Source organism: uncultured Polaribacter sp., assembly GCF_947500975.1.
Taxonomy (GTDB): Bacteria; Bacteroidota; Bacteroidia; order Flavobacteriales; family Flavobacteriaceae; genus Polaribacter.
In genome coordinates, this window is sequence record NZ_CANMUE010000007.1 from 82,357 (window position 1) to 95,998 (window position 13,642).

Genomic DNA, 13,642 nt, shown 5'->3' on the forward strand with positions numbered 1-13,642 from the left:
ATATTACCCCAAAGGGCGACGTAAAAAATAACGTCGTACATATTTATTGTTATTATTTAAAATAACTAAAGGTTGTGTATAAGTTTTGTAAGAAAGATTCACGATGAAAAAAATAAATGATTAAATACTGTAATAGATTGGTTTGTTGCTAAAGTAGAATATTAGCAACGTCGGTTGCGCAAGCGCAAGCTGGGAACTATTGTAGTACAAAATTTATTTCTTTTTGAAGTAATCATGATGCTAAAATATATATTTTTTAAAAACTATTATTAAAAAAGTATTTCTTTTTTATCAGTTTTATGAATTTTAAACAAAATTAGCATATGAATTAAAAATTAATCAAAATATAAGTAGAATAATCGTTTTTTGATAATTTAGATTGATGTAAAAATTGCTAAAATTTAATTTTTTGTGTAATAAATACAATTCATCCTAAAAAAAATACAGTTGAGAAACTATTAGTTTTTGAAACTGTATTTCTGTTGCAAATTTGTAGTGTAATTATTAATCTATAAAATAAAAAACATGAAATTATTAGTCTCAATTTTAGTAACAGTAGTTATATTTATTTCAAGTACATTAACTGCTCAAGAAAAAACATCTATTAAAGTAACAGTTGTAAATGCAACTTCTGATAAAGGAAAGGTAAGTTTCGCTTTGTATAATAAAGCAGGTTTTTTGCGAAAACCAATTGATGCTAAAAGAGCAGAAATTGTTAATGGAAAAAGCACTGTAACATTTAATAATGTAGTTGCTGGAGAATATTCCGTTGTTTGTTCTCATGATAAAAATGGAAATGGAAAAATGGATTTTCATGAAAACGGAATGCCAATGGAAGATTATGGTTCATCTAATAATGTAATGAGTTATGGACCACCAAATTTTTATGATTCTAAGTTTACTATTTCTGATAAAAATGTATCTTTAGATATCAAATTTTAATTTACCTTATCAATAAAAAAGGATGGATAATAGAAGTAGTTTTTCAAAAAATAGTTTTAGAGAAGGTTTTTTAATAAGTCTTAAGATAACCATAATTTTTGCTGTTGTTTGTGTAGTAATAAATCAAAATTTCTCTATGAGAGCAATTGGTTATACTTTCTTAATATCTTTTATGTATTCTTTTGGATTAGGTTTTGTACAAGGTTTAATTAATGATCTTTTAAGTAAAAAATGGGATTGGATTAATTACACAAACACTAGAGTTTGGTTAGGTATTATAACTACAGTCTTATATACAATACCGGCTGTTTTAGTTATAAATTATGTTACTTATATTATTATTCCTAATAATAACCCCAATAACTTTTTTACAGGAAGTTTTATTTGGATACATCTTTTTTATATAGTTCTATCCTTTGGAGTTTCTGCTTTTTTGCATGCTAGAGGTTTTATGATTGCTTGGAAAAACTCTTTAAAACAAGAAACTACAAAACAAGAAATAGTAGCTAAAACTGAAACAGCAAAGTTTGAATCTTTAAAAAGTCAGATAGATCCACACTTTTTGTTTAATAGCTTAAATGTGTTAACGAGTTTAATTGGCGAAAATCCTGCGCAAGCAGAAAAATTTACCACCAAATTATCTAAAATATATAGGTATGTTTTAGAGCAAAGAAATAAAGATTTAGTGCCCGTTGCTGAAGAATTAAAATTTGCCAAAACCTATATGGAATTGTTAACAATGCGTTTTGAAGATGCAATTAAATTTACAATACCAGAGAAAATAAGTAATGATGAGTTAAAGATTGTACCACTTTCCTTACAACTGTTATTAGAAAATGCTGTAAAACATAATGTGGTTTCATCATCAAAACCATTAATAATTAACATTTATGAAGAAAATAACAATTTAATAATTGAGAACAATATAAATCCAAAAGAAGCAATAGGTAAAAGTACCAAAATTGGTTTGCAAAATATTGCTGATAGGTATGGATTAATTACAGATAAAAATGTTCTTATAGAAAATGACAATAAAACTTTTAAGGTGAGTTTACCTCTCTTAATTAAAATGAATAATATTATGTATAAAGACAATTTAGAAAACAGTAAATATATACGAGCAGTTGAGCGCGTAGAAAAATTAAAAGAATTTTATCAAAATATAGCATCTTATGTTTTAGTAATTCCTTTTTTAATATTTATCAACTTAAAATTTTCATCAAACTTTCATTGGTTTTGGTTTCCAATGATTGGATGGGGAATAGGTGTTATTTTTCACGGATTAGAAGTTTATAATTACAATCCTATTTTAGGCCATGATTGGGAGGAACGTAAGATTAAAGAAATTATGGATAAAGAAAAAAACTATTAATTATGAAAACAAAATATACTGAAGACAAAAGGTATTTAAAAGCTAAAAAAAAGGTAGAAGCTATAAAGGGTTTATATATTCACTTTTTTTTTAACATATTAATATTGCCAGTTCTAATTTATATCAATCTAAAATTTGTACCAGATTTTCATTGGTTTTGGTTTCCTTTGATAGGGATGAATGTAGGGTTATTAATTCATTGGTTTAATGTTATAGGGTTTGAAAAGTTAGAGTTTACTAAAAACTGGGAAGAAAATAAAATTAAAGAATTGATGGATAAATAAGATATGGAAGATAATTATATAAATGAGCAAAAGTATCTAAGAGCTAAAAAAAGAGTAAAAGCAATTAAAGGTTTTTATGGGCACTTAATAAGTTATGTTTTAGTAAACATTTTTATTAGTGCCATAATAATTTTTGGAATTACAAGAGAAGAAAATGTTAGTATTTTAGATGCACTATCAAATTTTGGAGTTTATTCTACTTGGTTTTTTTGGGGTATAGGAATGTTTTTTCATTGGTTGGGTGTTTTTGGTTTTAGTTCTTTAGGATTTACTAAAAATTGGGAAGACAAGAAAATAAAAGAGTTAATGGAGCAAGATAGAAGAAAAAGCACATCACTTTTAAAAAAATAATTAAAGAGATTATGGATAACAAATTAAGTTCAGAAAAATATTTAAGAGCCAAAAAAAGAGTAGAGGAGATAAAACAATTTTACAAGCATTTATCAGTATATTTAGTCATTAATTTTGTTTTTATTGGAAGAAGAATTTATAAAGATATTGTTTATGGAGATTCTGTTATAGAAGCTTTTTTAGATATGGATAATTATCATTTTTTCTTTTGGTGGGGTATTGGTTTAATAATTCATGGAATTTTAGTTTTTGCAAAACCAAACATTTTTAGTAAAAATTGGGAAAAAAGAAAGATTAACGAACTCATGAAAAAAGATTAATTTAAATGAATGTATTAATTATTGAAGACGAAAAACCAGCTGCAAGAAGATTAAGTAGAATGTTGGCAGTATTAAATATTGAAGCACAACAAATGTTACATTCTGTAGAAGAATCTTTAAACTGGCTGCAAAATAATGAACACCCAGATTTAATATTTTTAGACATTCAATTATCAGACGGATTATCGTTTGAAATTTTTGAAGAAATTGAAGTCAAATCTGCTATTATTTTTACTACTGCTTATGATGAATATGCATTAAAAGCCTTTAAATTAAATAGTATCGATTATCTTTTAAAACCTTTGGATGAAGATGAATTAAAAGTTGCAGTAAATAAATTTAAAGAACATCAACCAAAACAATCTAATGTACAGGTAAATATTGATGCAATTAGAAAACTATTGATAAACCCTATTGATAGAAAATTCAAAAAACGTATTACAATTAAGATTGGTCAGCACATAAAAATGATTCCAATAGATGAAATAGAGTGTTTTTTTAGTGAAAATAAATCAACCTATATTCATACAATTGAAAAGCGTAATCATTTATTAGATAATTCTCTAGAATATTGGCAAGAACAATTAAATCCTGAACATTTTTTTAGAGTAAATAGAACTTTTATTGTGCACATTAATGCTATAAAAGATATTATTTCTTACACAAATTCGCGATTAAAATTGATATTACATTCTTATGCCGAACAAGAAATTATTGTAAGTAGAGAGCGTGTAAAAGATTTTAAAAATTGGATTGACTAGTATTTAGTTTTAAAGTTTATTGCTTCAGTTTTTTTCTAAAGTATGTATAATAAAGGAGTCAGAACTTTTTAGCTTTTTTTGAATTAAAAAGTTATAATTTAAAACTGTACTTTTATGTGAAAATGTGTTCAAAAGTTTCTAAATTAATATATCTAATTTATTTCCTAACTCTTAAACTTTGATTATTTTTATCAAAATTTATTTTAATGAGTCAGCAACAAGAATTCTTTGATTATATAAACGAAGGTTATAAAACCAAAGGCGAGTTTATTGAGTTAGGAGCAGCAATGTTAGGTGAGGAAACAGTTACAAATGCCATTGTAAAAGTTCCTTTAAAAACCTTAAACAGGCATGGTTTAATTGCAGGTGCAACAGGTACTGGAAAAACAAAAACGTTACAAGTTTTAGCTGAAAACTTATCAGAAAAAGGAATTCCTGTTTTGTTAATGGACATTAAAGGAGATTTATCTGGTTTGGCGCAACCAAGTCCTGGGCATGCTAAAATTGATGAACGTCATGAAAAAATTGGGTTTCCTTTTGAAGCTAAAAAATTTCCAGTAGAAATTCTTTCAATTTCTGAACAAGATGGAACAAAAATGCGTGCAACAGTGTCAGAATTTGGTCCTGTTTTATTATCAAGAATTTTAGATTTAACAGAAACTCAAAGCGGAATTGTTGCCATCATTTTTAAATATTGTGATGATAATAAATTACCTTTATTAGATATTAAAGATTTTAAAAAAATATTACAATTTGCAACATCAGAAGGTAAAGAAGACTTTCAAGCTGAATATGGTAGAATATCTACAGCAAGTACAGGTGCTATTTTGCGTAAAGTTGTAGAAATAGAGCAACAAGGCGGAGATTTGTTTTTTGGTGAAAAGTCTTTTGAAGTTGAAGATTTAACCAGAATTGATGAAAACGGAAGAGGAATAATATCAGTTTTAAGATTAACCGATATTCAAGATAAACCGAAGCTTTTTTCTACTTTTATGTTGCAATTATTAGCAGAAGTTTATGAAACTTTTCCAGAGCAAGGAGATTCTGGTAGACCAGAATTAATCATCTTTATAGATGAAGCACATTTGGTTTTTGAAGAGGCTTCCAAAGCGTTATTAAATCAAATAGAAAGCATTGTAAAATTAATTCGTTCTAAAGGTATTGGTTTGTATTTTGTAACTCAAAACCCTAAAGATGTGCCAGAAGATATTTTAGCGCAATTAGGTTTAAAAGTACAACATGCATTAAGAGCTTTTACAGCCAAAGATAGAAAAGCCATTAAGTTAGCAGCAGAAAATTATCCTAGTTCAGAATATTATGATACTAAAGAAGTATTAACTCAATTAGGAATTGGAGAAGCATTTGTTTCTGTTTTAAACGAAAAAGGAATTCCAACGCCATTGGCAAGAACCATGCTAAGAGCTCCAATGAGTAGAATGGATATTTTAACAGAAAAAGAACTAAATACAGTTATTGGTAACTCTAGATTAATACATAAGTACAATCAAGAAATTGATAGAGAAAGTGCTTACGAAATGTTAAATAGCAAAATTGAAAAAATAAACGAAGCTGAACAAGAAGCTATAAAAAAGGCTCAAGAAAAGAAAGAAAAAGAAAGATTAGCAAAAGAAAAAGAGAAAAAAGCTGCTTCTAGAAGTTATTCAAGAAGAAGTACCAGACAAAACCCAATTGTAAAGGTTTTAACAAGTGCCACTTTTATAAGAGCCGTTTTTGGAATCTTAAAAAAAGTAATTAAATAAGAAAACAAAATATAACACGTTGTACTAATAAATAACAAAACTATTAAAATGATTAAAAAAAACGCTTTAAACTTAGTTATACTGGCAATTATAGTATTAATGATGAGTTGTAGTAGTAATGATAAATTTACTATAGAAAAAGGAAAAGTAGGTTTATTAACCACCAAAACAACAGTTAAAGATTTCGAAAATATTTTCAAAAACGATTCTATTGTTAAAAATTTAAGCGAAGGTGCTCAAGGTGATAATTATTTTCAAGATGATGATGAGTATTTAGTTTTTGAAAAAGGAGGTAAGCATTTACTAACAATTGTACCAAAAGATCAGTTAGATTCTACTTCAACTATTAAGAGTATAAAAATTCATGATAAACGTTTTAAAACATTAAAAGGTATAAATTTATCTTCAAATTTTTCTGAAATTAATGTAAATAATTCTGTTAGAGTTGAGTCTACTTTGCAATCTGTTACTTTGTTTTTAGACGAGTTAAATGCTACAATTACAATTAATAAAGAAGAATTAGGTTTAAAGGATTTTAGTTCTCAAAAAGTAAGTTTAGAACAAATACCTGATTTAGCAAAAATAAAAACATTTATAGTTTGGTTTAATTAGTGCGTTTTTTGTTTTAATACAAAATCAAGATTTTCACTATATTTTTTGCTTTCCTCAGTTAAGTTATTGATTAAAAGTGTTTATTTTTTTAAAATAAAATTACTGAATCATTTTATTATAAAAAAGGGAGCAGTTTCTTTTGATTACACAAAATATAAATAGTAAAAAATTTATATGTTTTGATTTATCCACAAGTTAACATAAAATGAGTGACAATTGCCTACATATTGTTCCGCTGCATAAAGAAGACTATCCTAATGCAGAATTGAAAGCAAAAGAAATATTGGAATGGTTTCAAAAGAAAGGTATTGTAGAAAAGGAATTGTCAGCTTGTATTCTTTCAAAAGACAAAAAAGGTTATCGCTTTAAACCCAACATTACTTCAATATTTAATGAAGGGGAATTATGGGCGTATAGAGATAAATATTGTATATACGGACTTGAATTAGTTTTTGAAAAAAGAACCGTTTTTCATCCACAAGAAGGTGCGTATTTAGTTATTGATTGCCCCAATTGTAATAAAACAATTGATGAACAATTAGGATATGAATGGATAAGTGATTGGTATGAAAATAAAGGGAAAGATTATCAAAATTGTCCTATTTGTAAAGAGAAAAGACATTTAACGGAATATCACATTGAGCCAACTTGGGCATTTAGCAATATTGGAATTTCTTTGTGGAATACACATTGGGACTTAAAATCAGATTTTTTGAATGAAATGAAGCAGTTATTTGGTACTGAAATTATTATCGTTCCAGTGAGAATTTAAAACCTATGGTTAGAAGATTGTAAATTAATAGAAGAACATTTACAAACGACAGTTTGATTATTTTATTGTTTTGTATATGATTAGTGACTTACTTAAGCATCTAATTTAGCTAACAATTACTGAATAGAATATCTTGTGAGGATTTTCGTAAGTAGGTGAGAACTAGCCATTAATTTTACACGTTATTCTATGTAGTTTTCCTTCCGATTTTTTTGTGTCTCCAAACTTCATACAGATAACAATCCGCGTGATGTTCAGTAGGGTTGTTTATTGGTAATTCCTTTTGAATTTTCTTTGCTTTATCGTAATCAGATATTAACCCGAATACATTCAGATCTGAAGGCGAAAACGTTTCATCAAATCCGCCACAATTTGTCAAAGCACTAATCTCTCCTTGTTTTTCCGTTAAATCATAACCTACAAAATCAAAATCAGTTGCTAATTCCGAATTTTTCTTTTTCGGCTCTTTAATTACAGCTAAAAGGTTAAAGTGTTTTAGTCCTTTAACTTTCTCCAGAACGTAATCCAATGAGTTAAAAAATAGCGTAATGACTTCTCCATCAGTTACAATATAATTCCAGTCATATTTTGAATCAAAATCTGGTTCAAATGCAAGTTTATTTAATATTCCATCTAATGAAACTAATTCATGTACATGTGTTAGTTTTGACCATTCAATATATTTTTTCCAACTGAATTCGTCTCCAGTCTGGGAATCATAAATTTCTAATGCTGTATAATAAATATCGTTGGTCATTCAAATTACATACTATATTATAAAAGGTAAAAAATACACGTGTTCAATATTCAAATCCGTTTGACACTCAATGTGAATATATTGCAATTTGTTTACTCGCTTTTCTATAGATTTGGTAAACAGAGAATAATATCTATTAAAGAATAAATATATTTCTAGTTTTTTAATTTACAGGCTAATAATGTGTTTTTAAGTAACATTGCTATTGTCATTGGTCCAACTCCTCCAGGAACAGGTGTAATAAAATCAGCTTTTTCAGAAACTTCATTAAAAGCAACATCACCAACTAATCTATAACCACTTTTCTTTGAAGGATCTGCCATTCTTGTAATACCAACATCAATTATAGTTACATTATCTTTAACCATATCTCCTTTTAAAAATTCTGGAATACCAATTGCCGCAATAATAATATCTGCTTGTAATGTAATTTCTTTTAAGTTTTTAGTTCTACTATGACACATGGTTACTGTTGCATTACCAACTTTTCTTTTTTGTGATAATAGAATACTCATTGGACTTCCAACAATATGACTTCTACCTAAAACAACTACATGTTTTCCAGAAGTTTCAACCTTATATCTGTCTAATAATTCTAAAATTCCAAAAGGAGTAGCAGAAATAAATGTTGGTAAATTCAATGCCATTTTACCTACATTTGTTGGGTGAAATCCATCTACATCTTTTGATGGATCAACAGCCATTAATATTTTTTGTTCATCAATATGTTTTGGTAATGGAAGTTGCACTATAAAGCCATCAATATCATTATCAACATTTAAAATAGCGATTTCGTTTAATAAATCTTTTTCTGTTGTATCTTCTGGTAACCTTATTAAAGTAGATTCAAAACCAACTCTTTCACAAGCTTTTACTTTTGCGTTAACATAAGTAATACTAGCACCATCGTTACCAACAATAACTGCTGCTAAATGTGGTGTTTTATGACCTTTATCTTTTAACTCTCTAACTTCTAAAGCAATTTCTTCTTTAATATCTGCAGAAGTTTTTTTTCCATCTAATAATATCATGGTAATTGTTTTGTGTTTTTATAAAAAAAAGAGATAAATTTCTTTATCTCTGATGTGTTTTATCTCATTCCTTTCATCATTTGCATCATCTTTTTACCACCGCCGCCTTGCATCATTTTCATCATTTTACTCATTTGAGTAAATTGTTTCATTAATTGATTTACTTCTTGTATGCTAGTACCAGACCCTTTTGCAATTCTCTTTTTTCTGCTAGAATTTATTGTTGTAGGCGTGCTTCTTTCTGTTGGTGTCATTGAGTGTATAATTGCTTCAATACCTTTAAAAGCATCATCATCTATATCTACATCTTTCATTGCTTTACCTGCACCAGGAATCATACCAACTAAATCTTTCATGCTTCCCATCTTTTTGATTTGTTGAATTTGACTTAAAAAGTCGTCAAAACCAAATTGATTTTTAGCAATTTTCTTTTGTAGTTTTCTAGCTTCTTCTTCATCATATTGATCTTGAGCTCTTTCTACAAGTGATATAACATCACCCATACCCAAAATTCTGTCTGCCATTCTATCTGGATGAAATACATCAATAGCATCCATTTTTTCTCCCGTACCAATAAATTTAATTGGCTTATCTACTACAGATTTTATAGATAATGCTGCTCCACCACGTGTATCACCATCTAATTTGGTTAGTACAACACCATCAAAATTTAAAATATCATTAAAGGCTTTTGCAGTATTTACAGCATCTTGCCCAGTCATAGAATCTACAACAAATAAAGTTTCTTGCGGATTTATAGTTTTATGAATTTCAGAAATTTCGTTCATCATTTCCTCATCAACAGCTAAACGACCAGCGGTGTCAATAATAACTACATTTTTACCATTTGCTTTTGCGTGTGCAATTGCATTTTTAGAAATTTCAACAGGGTTTTTATTTTCTACTTCTGCATAAACTTCAACTCCAATTTGTTCTCCAACAACTTGTAATTGATTAATTGCGGCAGGTCTATAAACATCACATCCAACTAGTAAAACTTGTTTAGACTTTTTAGTTTTTAGGTAGTTTGCTAATTTTCCTGAAAAAGTAGTTTTACCAGAACCTTGTAATCCAGACATTAAGATTATAGATAAAGATCCTCCTAAATTTACTCCAACAGTTTCACCACCCATTAATTCAGTTAGTTCGTCTTTAACTAACTTTACCATTAATTGTCCAGGATTTAATGTTGTTAAAACATCTTGTCCTATGGCTTTTGTTTGTACTTTTTTTGTAAATTCTTTGGCTATTTTAAAATTAACATCGGCATCTAGTAATGCTCTTCTAACTTCTTTTAAAGTTTCTGCAACATTTACTTCTGTTATTCTACCATGCCCCTTAAGAGTATGTAAGGCTTTGTCTAGTTTATCACTTAAATTATCAAACATAATTTTTGAATTCTTTTTTGGAAGAACAAATATAAGAATTCACCATTATTTAATGATTGTAAAAAGGGAGTTTTTTAAGCTAACTTCTTCCTAAAAATAAAATAATATAAAAATTGATTAAATGAACAATTATTAAAACAATTATAATATATAGAAAATGAATAATGTTTGATAAAATTATATGTTTTTAAGAAGGTAGATTTGTTTTTGAATTAATTACAAATTACTTAATAAAGTAATTTTAATGTATGAGAATGAAGCTCAGTATGATGTGCTGTCCACATAACAATTTCCCTAATTGTCATTTTACCCATCAAAGGATGTGGTAAAATTAAGGTGTCTAAATTTTTATCGTCTATTTTTCTAATTTTGTATTGTAATTTTTTTTGTTGAATTTGATACTTTGTAATCAATCTTTCTCTTTCGTTTAAAGAAGGGTTTTTTATTTTTTGATTAAAAACTTTTGCCTTTTCTGAATTCTCATGAAGTCTTTGTTGATATTTTTCTACAACAGCATCATAACTTTTAGACGGCCTATTACTTACACCAAATTTATATTTTAATAAAAAACGAGGATAACTTAATGCATTGTTTAATAATTGTAAACTATCTACTAGGTGCAGAATATGTTGACCAGAAGTCCATTTGTTTTTTGGCCCTTTTTCCCAATTTTCTTTAGGTTGATTTTCTAACCAATTAAAAATTTCTGCATGTTTTTGTTCTAGTAATTTAATAATAGTTTCTTTATTCATTCAAAGTAAATGTTAAGGTTTAAATGTAAGAAATTAAATTATAAAATAGTTGACTCTATAAATTTATTTTAGAGTTTATAAGAATACGTTTTAATTTTAATTTACTTAAAATCAGTAATTTATTTGTTTTAAAAAGTGTCGTATTAAGTTTAATTTTGTTTTTTAGTGATAAACTCTAAAGCAGCTCCATTTATGCAATGGCGTACGCCAGTAGTTTCTTTTGGTCCATCATTAAAAGAATGACCTAAATGACCGCCACAAGTATTACATTTTAATTCTGTTCTTGCGTAACCAATTTTATAATCTACATCTAATTCTACATTGTTTTTAATTGCTCTATCAAAAGAAGGCCAACCGGTTCCTGAATCAAATTTATGTTTAGATTTATATAAAGGTGTTTTACACGCCACACAAACAAAAACTCCTTTTTCATAGTTTTTATTTAAAGGACTTGTAAAAGGTCTTTCTGTACCAGCCTCTCGTAAAACATTAAACTGAATAGGAGTAAGAGTTTTTTTCCATTCATTTTCTGTTTTAACAACTTTGTAAACTTTTTTTTCTTTAGATGAAACTTGAGCATTGCCTGCACAACTAATAAATAAAATTAAAATTAATAAGCTTGCTAATTTTTTCATGTATTTTCAATTATAAAATCAACTATTTTATTGGATGTTTTTTGATCTCTTAAAATTTTGGTATGCCCTAATCCATTTGTAATATAGAGTTTACCATGTTTTAAGTTTTGACGAATATTTATTGCACAACTTACATTTACATCGCCATCAATTGCATCATGAACAATTAAAGCAGGAATTTTTATTTTTTTAGCAGCTACATTTGTATTATAATTTACGAGTTTAATTTTCCACTTTTTTTCAAAATGATTTATTAATTTTTTTCCAAACTCAACATCTAGTCCTAAGCTTTTTGAAAAATTAATTAAAATATCAGAAACTTTATCACCAGAACCAACAGTAACAATACAATTAAAAATTTTCTTTTTTGCTTGTGCATTCATAATTGCCATAGACCCGAATGAATGCCCAACTGCAGCTTCAAATGATCCAAATTCTTTATTTATTTCTTTGATGGTTTCTATATATTCAATTAAATTAGTTTCTTTTCCTGGTGATTTTCCATGAGAAGGACCATCAAAAGAAATTACCATAAAACCTTTTTCTAAAAGTTTATTAGCAATCATAAATAATTGGGTTCTTCTACCTGCCCAACCATGCGCTAGTAATACTTTTTTATCTGAAAACCCATAGCTTAAAATATGTATATTTTTATTTATTGATGGCACAAAAAGTGTCTTTTTTTGTGAACTTTCATCCATTGCTTTTTCTCTATTGGGAGTTGAGTAATTAAATGGAGTTACAAAAAGTTTTGCAGTATATAAGATGGCAAGCTTGTTAGAAAAAAAGCGTAAAATTTTTGCAATATATTTTACAAATTTTGGTATTTGTAAACTTGGAGGTAAATTTTTTTCCGAAGAATTTATATTCATCAATAAAAATATTTTTTTGATAAGATTAGAATATGTAATTTTATAAAAATTACAAATACTAAAATGAAGTGACCAAATTACATATTTAGTGTCATAAATAGAGGTTTTAATATTATAAAAATGAAAAAAACAATTATTTTACTACTTACAGTTTTTCTTTTTGTAGAATGTAGTACAGTACCAATTACTGGTAGAAAACGTGTTAATTTTGTAAGTGATGCTCAGGTTTTACCTGCAAGTTTTGCTCAATATAAAGGTTTTTTAGCTGAAAACAAATTATCTACTAATAGAGAAATGAGTAATCAGATAAAAAATGTTGGTAAAAATATTTCTGCTGCAGTAGATCGTTTTATGAGAGCAAATAATATGGTATCTGAAGCAAATTCTTATCAATGGGAGTTTAATTTAGTTGATGATAATACTGTTAACGCTTGGTGTATGCCAGGAGGAAAAGTTGTTTTTTATACAGGTATAATGCCAATTTGTGCAAATGAAAACGGTGTTGCTGCTGTTATGGGACATGAAGTAGCACATGCATTTGCAAAACATGGTCAAGAAAGAATGTCTATTTCACAAGGAACACAAATAGGTGGTCTATTATTAGCATTAGGAACTTCTAATTCAGATCCTCAAAAACAACAATTGTGGAATACATTTTATGGTGTAGGTACTGGTTTAGGTTCGTTAAAATTTAGTAGAGTTCATGAGCAAGAAGCAGACAGGTTAGGTTTGGTTTTTATGTTAATGGCTGGCTATGAGGGTACAGAAGCCGCAGAAGTTTGGGTAAGAATGAGTCAAAAATCTAATGGAAAATCTCAACCAGAAATTTTAAGCACACACCCTTCAAATGAGTCAAGAATTCAAGATTTAAGAAATTACTTACCAACTGCTAAAAAATATGCAGCTCAATATAACGCAAAAGGAATTTAAAATAAAATAGATTACTTATATTTAACCGTTCAAAAATAAAATTTGAACGGTTTTTTTTGTTTTAAATTTTATTTTAAACAAATAATAAACACTTCATTTCAAA

Annotated in this window: 16 protein-coding genes; 10 read left to right on the forward strand and 6 right to left on the reverse strand. The window is 27.5% G+C overall.

The features are described 5' to 3' along the window. The first annotated feature begins 525 nt into the window (after positions 1-525). The 9 genes from Q0733_RS09090 to Q0733_RS09130 all read left to right on the forward strand — a co-directional run bounded on the left by Q0733_RS09090 (position 526) and on the right by Q0733_RS09130 (position 7,174). Positions 526-942 (forward strand): DUF2141 domain-containing protein, encoded by a 417-nt coding sequence (locus Q0733_RS09090; protein ID WP_298781602.1) that lies wholly within the window; start codon positions 526-528, stop codon positions 940-942. 22 nt (positions 943-964) lie between these two features. Then, complete coding sequence (locus Q0733_RS09095) at positions 965-2,314, forward strand: 2TM domain-containing protein (protein ID WP_298781605.1); 1,350 nt, start codon at positions 965-967, stop codon at positions 2,312-2,314. Between the two features lie 2 nt (positions 2,315-2,316). Then, positions 2,317-2,598, forward strand: coding sequence for a 2TM domain-containing protein (locus Q0733_RS09100; protein ID WP_298781607.1), 282 nt, complete (start codon positions 2,317-2,319; stop codon positions 2,596-2,598). Between the two features lie 3 nt (positions 2,599-2,601). After that, complete coding sequence (locus Q0733_RS09105) at positions 2,602-2,949, forward strand: 2TM domain-containing protein (protein WP_298781609.1); 348 nt, start codon at positions 2,602-2,604, stop codon at positions 2,947-2,949. Between the two features lie 11 nt (positions 2,950-2,960). Beyond that, the gene (locus Q0733_RS09110; protein WP_298781611.1) at positions 2,961-3,269 is read left to right on the forward strand and encodes a 2TM domain-containing protein; all 309 of its coding nucleotides are present in this window, start codon (positions 2,961-2,963) and stop codon (positions 3,267-3,269) included. A gap of 5 nt (positions 3,270-3,274) precedes the next feature. Beyond that, positions 3,275-4,030, forward strand: a complete 756-nt coding sequence (locus tag Q0733_RS09115) for a LytTR family DNA-binding domain-containing protein (protein WP_298781614.1) — start codon at positions 3,275-3,277, stop codon at positions 4,028-4,030. Between the two features lie 206 nt (positions 4,031-4,236). Then, positions 4,237-5,790, forward strand: coding sequence for a helicase HerA-like domain-containing protein (locus Q0733_RS09120; protein WP_298781617.1), 1,554 nt, complete (start codon positions 4,237-4,239; stop codon positions 5,788-5,790). A gap of 48 nt (positions 5,791-5,838) precedes the next feature. Beyond that, positions 5,839-6,402 (forward strand): hypothetical protein, encoded by a 564-nt coding sequence (locus Q0733_RS09125; RefSeq protein WP_298781620.1) that lies wholly within the window; start codon positions 5,839-5,841, stop codon positions 6,400-6,402. A gap of 205 nt (positions 6,403-6,607) precedes the next feature. Beyond that, a complete protein-coding gene (locus Q0733_RS09130) occupies positions 6,608-7,174 on the forward strand; it encodes a hypothetical protein (RefSeq protein ID WP_298781622.1) in 567 nt (188 codons plus the stop codon). 187 nt (positions 7,175-7,361) lie between these two features. Here the strand turns inward: Q0733_RS09130 and Q0733_RS09135 are convergent, their stop codons facing one another. The 6 genes from Q0733_RS09135 to Q0733_RS09160 all read right to left on the reverse strand — a co-directional run bounded on the left by Q0733_RS09135 (position 7,362) and on the right by Q0733_RS09160 (position 12,609). Next, complete coding sequence (locus Q0733_RS09135; RefSeq protein WP_298781624.1) at positions 7,362-7,931, reverse strand: hypothetical protein; 570 nt, start codon at positions 7,929-7,931, stop codon at positions 7,362-7,364. A 155-nt stretch (positions 7,932-8,086) separates the two neighbouring features. Continuing rightward, entirely contained in the window at positions 8,087-8,962 is an 876-nt protein-coding gene (locus Q0733_RS09140) for a bifunctional 5,10-methylenetetrahydrofolate dehydrogenase/5,10-methenyltetrahydrofolate cyclohydrolase (protein WP_298781626.1), read from the reverse strand. Between the two features lie 59 nt (positions 8,963-9,021). Then, positions 9,022-10,350: a signal recognition particle protein gene (ffh, locus tag Q0733_RS09145; protein ID WP_298781628.1), complete on the reverse strand. Its 1,329-nt coding sequence runs from the start codon at positions 10,348-10,350 to the stop codon at positions 9,022-9,024. Positions 10,351-10,577: 227 nt separating this feature from the next. Continuing rightward, positions 10,578-11,102, reverse strand: coding sequence for a DinB family protein (locus Q0733_RS09150; RefSeq protein ID WP_298781630.1), 525 nt, complete (start codon positions 11,100-11,102; stop codon positions 10,578-10,580). A 149-nt stretch (positions 11,103-11,251) separates the two neighbouring features. Next, a complete protein-coding gene (gene msrB / locus Q0733_RS09155; RefSeq protein ID WP_298781632.1) occupies positions 11,252-11,737 on the reverse strand; it encodes a peptide-methionine (R)-S-oxide reductase MsrB in 486 nt (161 codons plus the stop codon). After that, positions 11,734-12,609, reverse strand: a complete 876-nt coding sequence (locus Q0733_RS09160) for an alpha/beta hydrolase (RefSeq protein ID WP_298781634.1) — start codon at positions 12,607-12,609, stop codon at positions 11,734-11,736. The genes msrB and Q0733_RS09160 overlap by 4 nt, the downstream gene beginning before the upstream one ends. Before the next feature lie 120 nt (positions 12,610-12,729). Here Q0733_RS09160 and Q0733_RS09165 point away from each other — a divergent pair, with 120 nt between their 5' ends. Next, positions 12,730-13,539 (forward strand): M48 family metallopeptidase, encoded by an 810-nt coding sequence (locus Q0733_RS09165; protein WP_298781636.1) that lies wholly within the window; start codon positions 12,730-12,732, stop codon positions 13,537-13,539. The last annotated feature ends 103 nt before the right edge of the window (positions 13,540-13,642 follow it).

Coding starts and splice junctions, on each gene's coding strand:
- Q0733_RS09100 (WP_298781607.1), top strand. CDS start 2,317: ATGAAAACAAAATATACTGAAGACAAAAGGTATTTAAAAGCTAAAAAA.
- Q0733_RS09165 (WP_298781636.1), top strand. CDS start 12,730: ATGAAAAAAACAATTATTTTACTACTTACAGTTTTTCTTTTTGTAGAA.
- Q0733_RS09150 (WP_298781630.1), bottom strand. CDS start 11,102: ATGAATAAAGAAACTATTATTAAATTACTAGAACAAAAACATGCAGAA.
- Q0733_RS09110 (WP_298781611.1), top strand. CDS start 2,961: ATGGATAACAAATTAAGTTCAGAAAAATATTTAAGAGCCAAAAAAAGA.
- Q0733_RS09125 (WP_298781620.1), top strand. CDS start 5,839: ATGATTAAAAAAAACGCTTTAAACTTAGTTATACTGGCAATTATAGTA.
- Q0733_RS09105 (WP_298781609.1), top strand. CDS start 2,602: ATGGAAGATAATTATATAAATGAGCAAAAGTATCTAAGAGCTAAAAAA.
- Q0733_RS09095 (WP_298781605.1), top strand. CDS start 965: ATGGATAATAGAAGTAGTTTTTCAAAAAATAGTTTTAGAGAAGGTTTT.
- msrB (WP_298781632.1), bottom strand. CDS start 11,737: ATGAAAAAATTAGCAAGCTTATTAATTTTAATTTTATTTATTAGTTGT.
- Q0733_RS09130 (WP_298781622.1), top strand. CDS start 6,608: ATGAGTGACAATTGCCTACATATTGTTCCGCTGCATAAAGAAGACTAT.
- Q0733_RS09120 (WP_298781617.1), top strand. CDS start 4,237: ATGAGTCAGCAACAAGAATTCTTTGATTATATAAACGAAGGTTATAAA.
- Q0733_RS09135 (WP_298781624.1), bottom strand. CDS start 7,931: ATGACCAACGATATTTATTATACAGCATTAGAAATTTATGATTCCCAG.
- Q0733_RS09160 (WP_298781634.1), bottom strand. CDS start 12,609: ATGAATATAAATTCTTCGGAAAAAAATTTACCTCCAAGTTTACAAATA.
- ffh (WP_298781628.1), bottom strand. CDS start 10,350: ATGTTTGATAATTTAAGTGATAAACTAGACAAAGCCTTACATACTCTT.
- Q0733_RS09115 (WP_298781614.1), top strand. CDS start 3,275: ATGAATGTATTAATTATTGAAGACGAAAAACCAGCTGCAAGAAGATTA.
- Q0733_RS09090 (WP_298781602.1), top strand. CDS start 526: ATGAAATTATTAGTCTCAATTTTAGTAACAGTAGTTATATTTATTTCA.
- Q0733_RS09140 (WP_298781626.1), bottom strand. CDS start 8,962: ATGATATTATTAGATGGAAAAAAAACTTCTGCAGATATTAAAGAAGAA.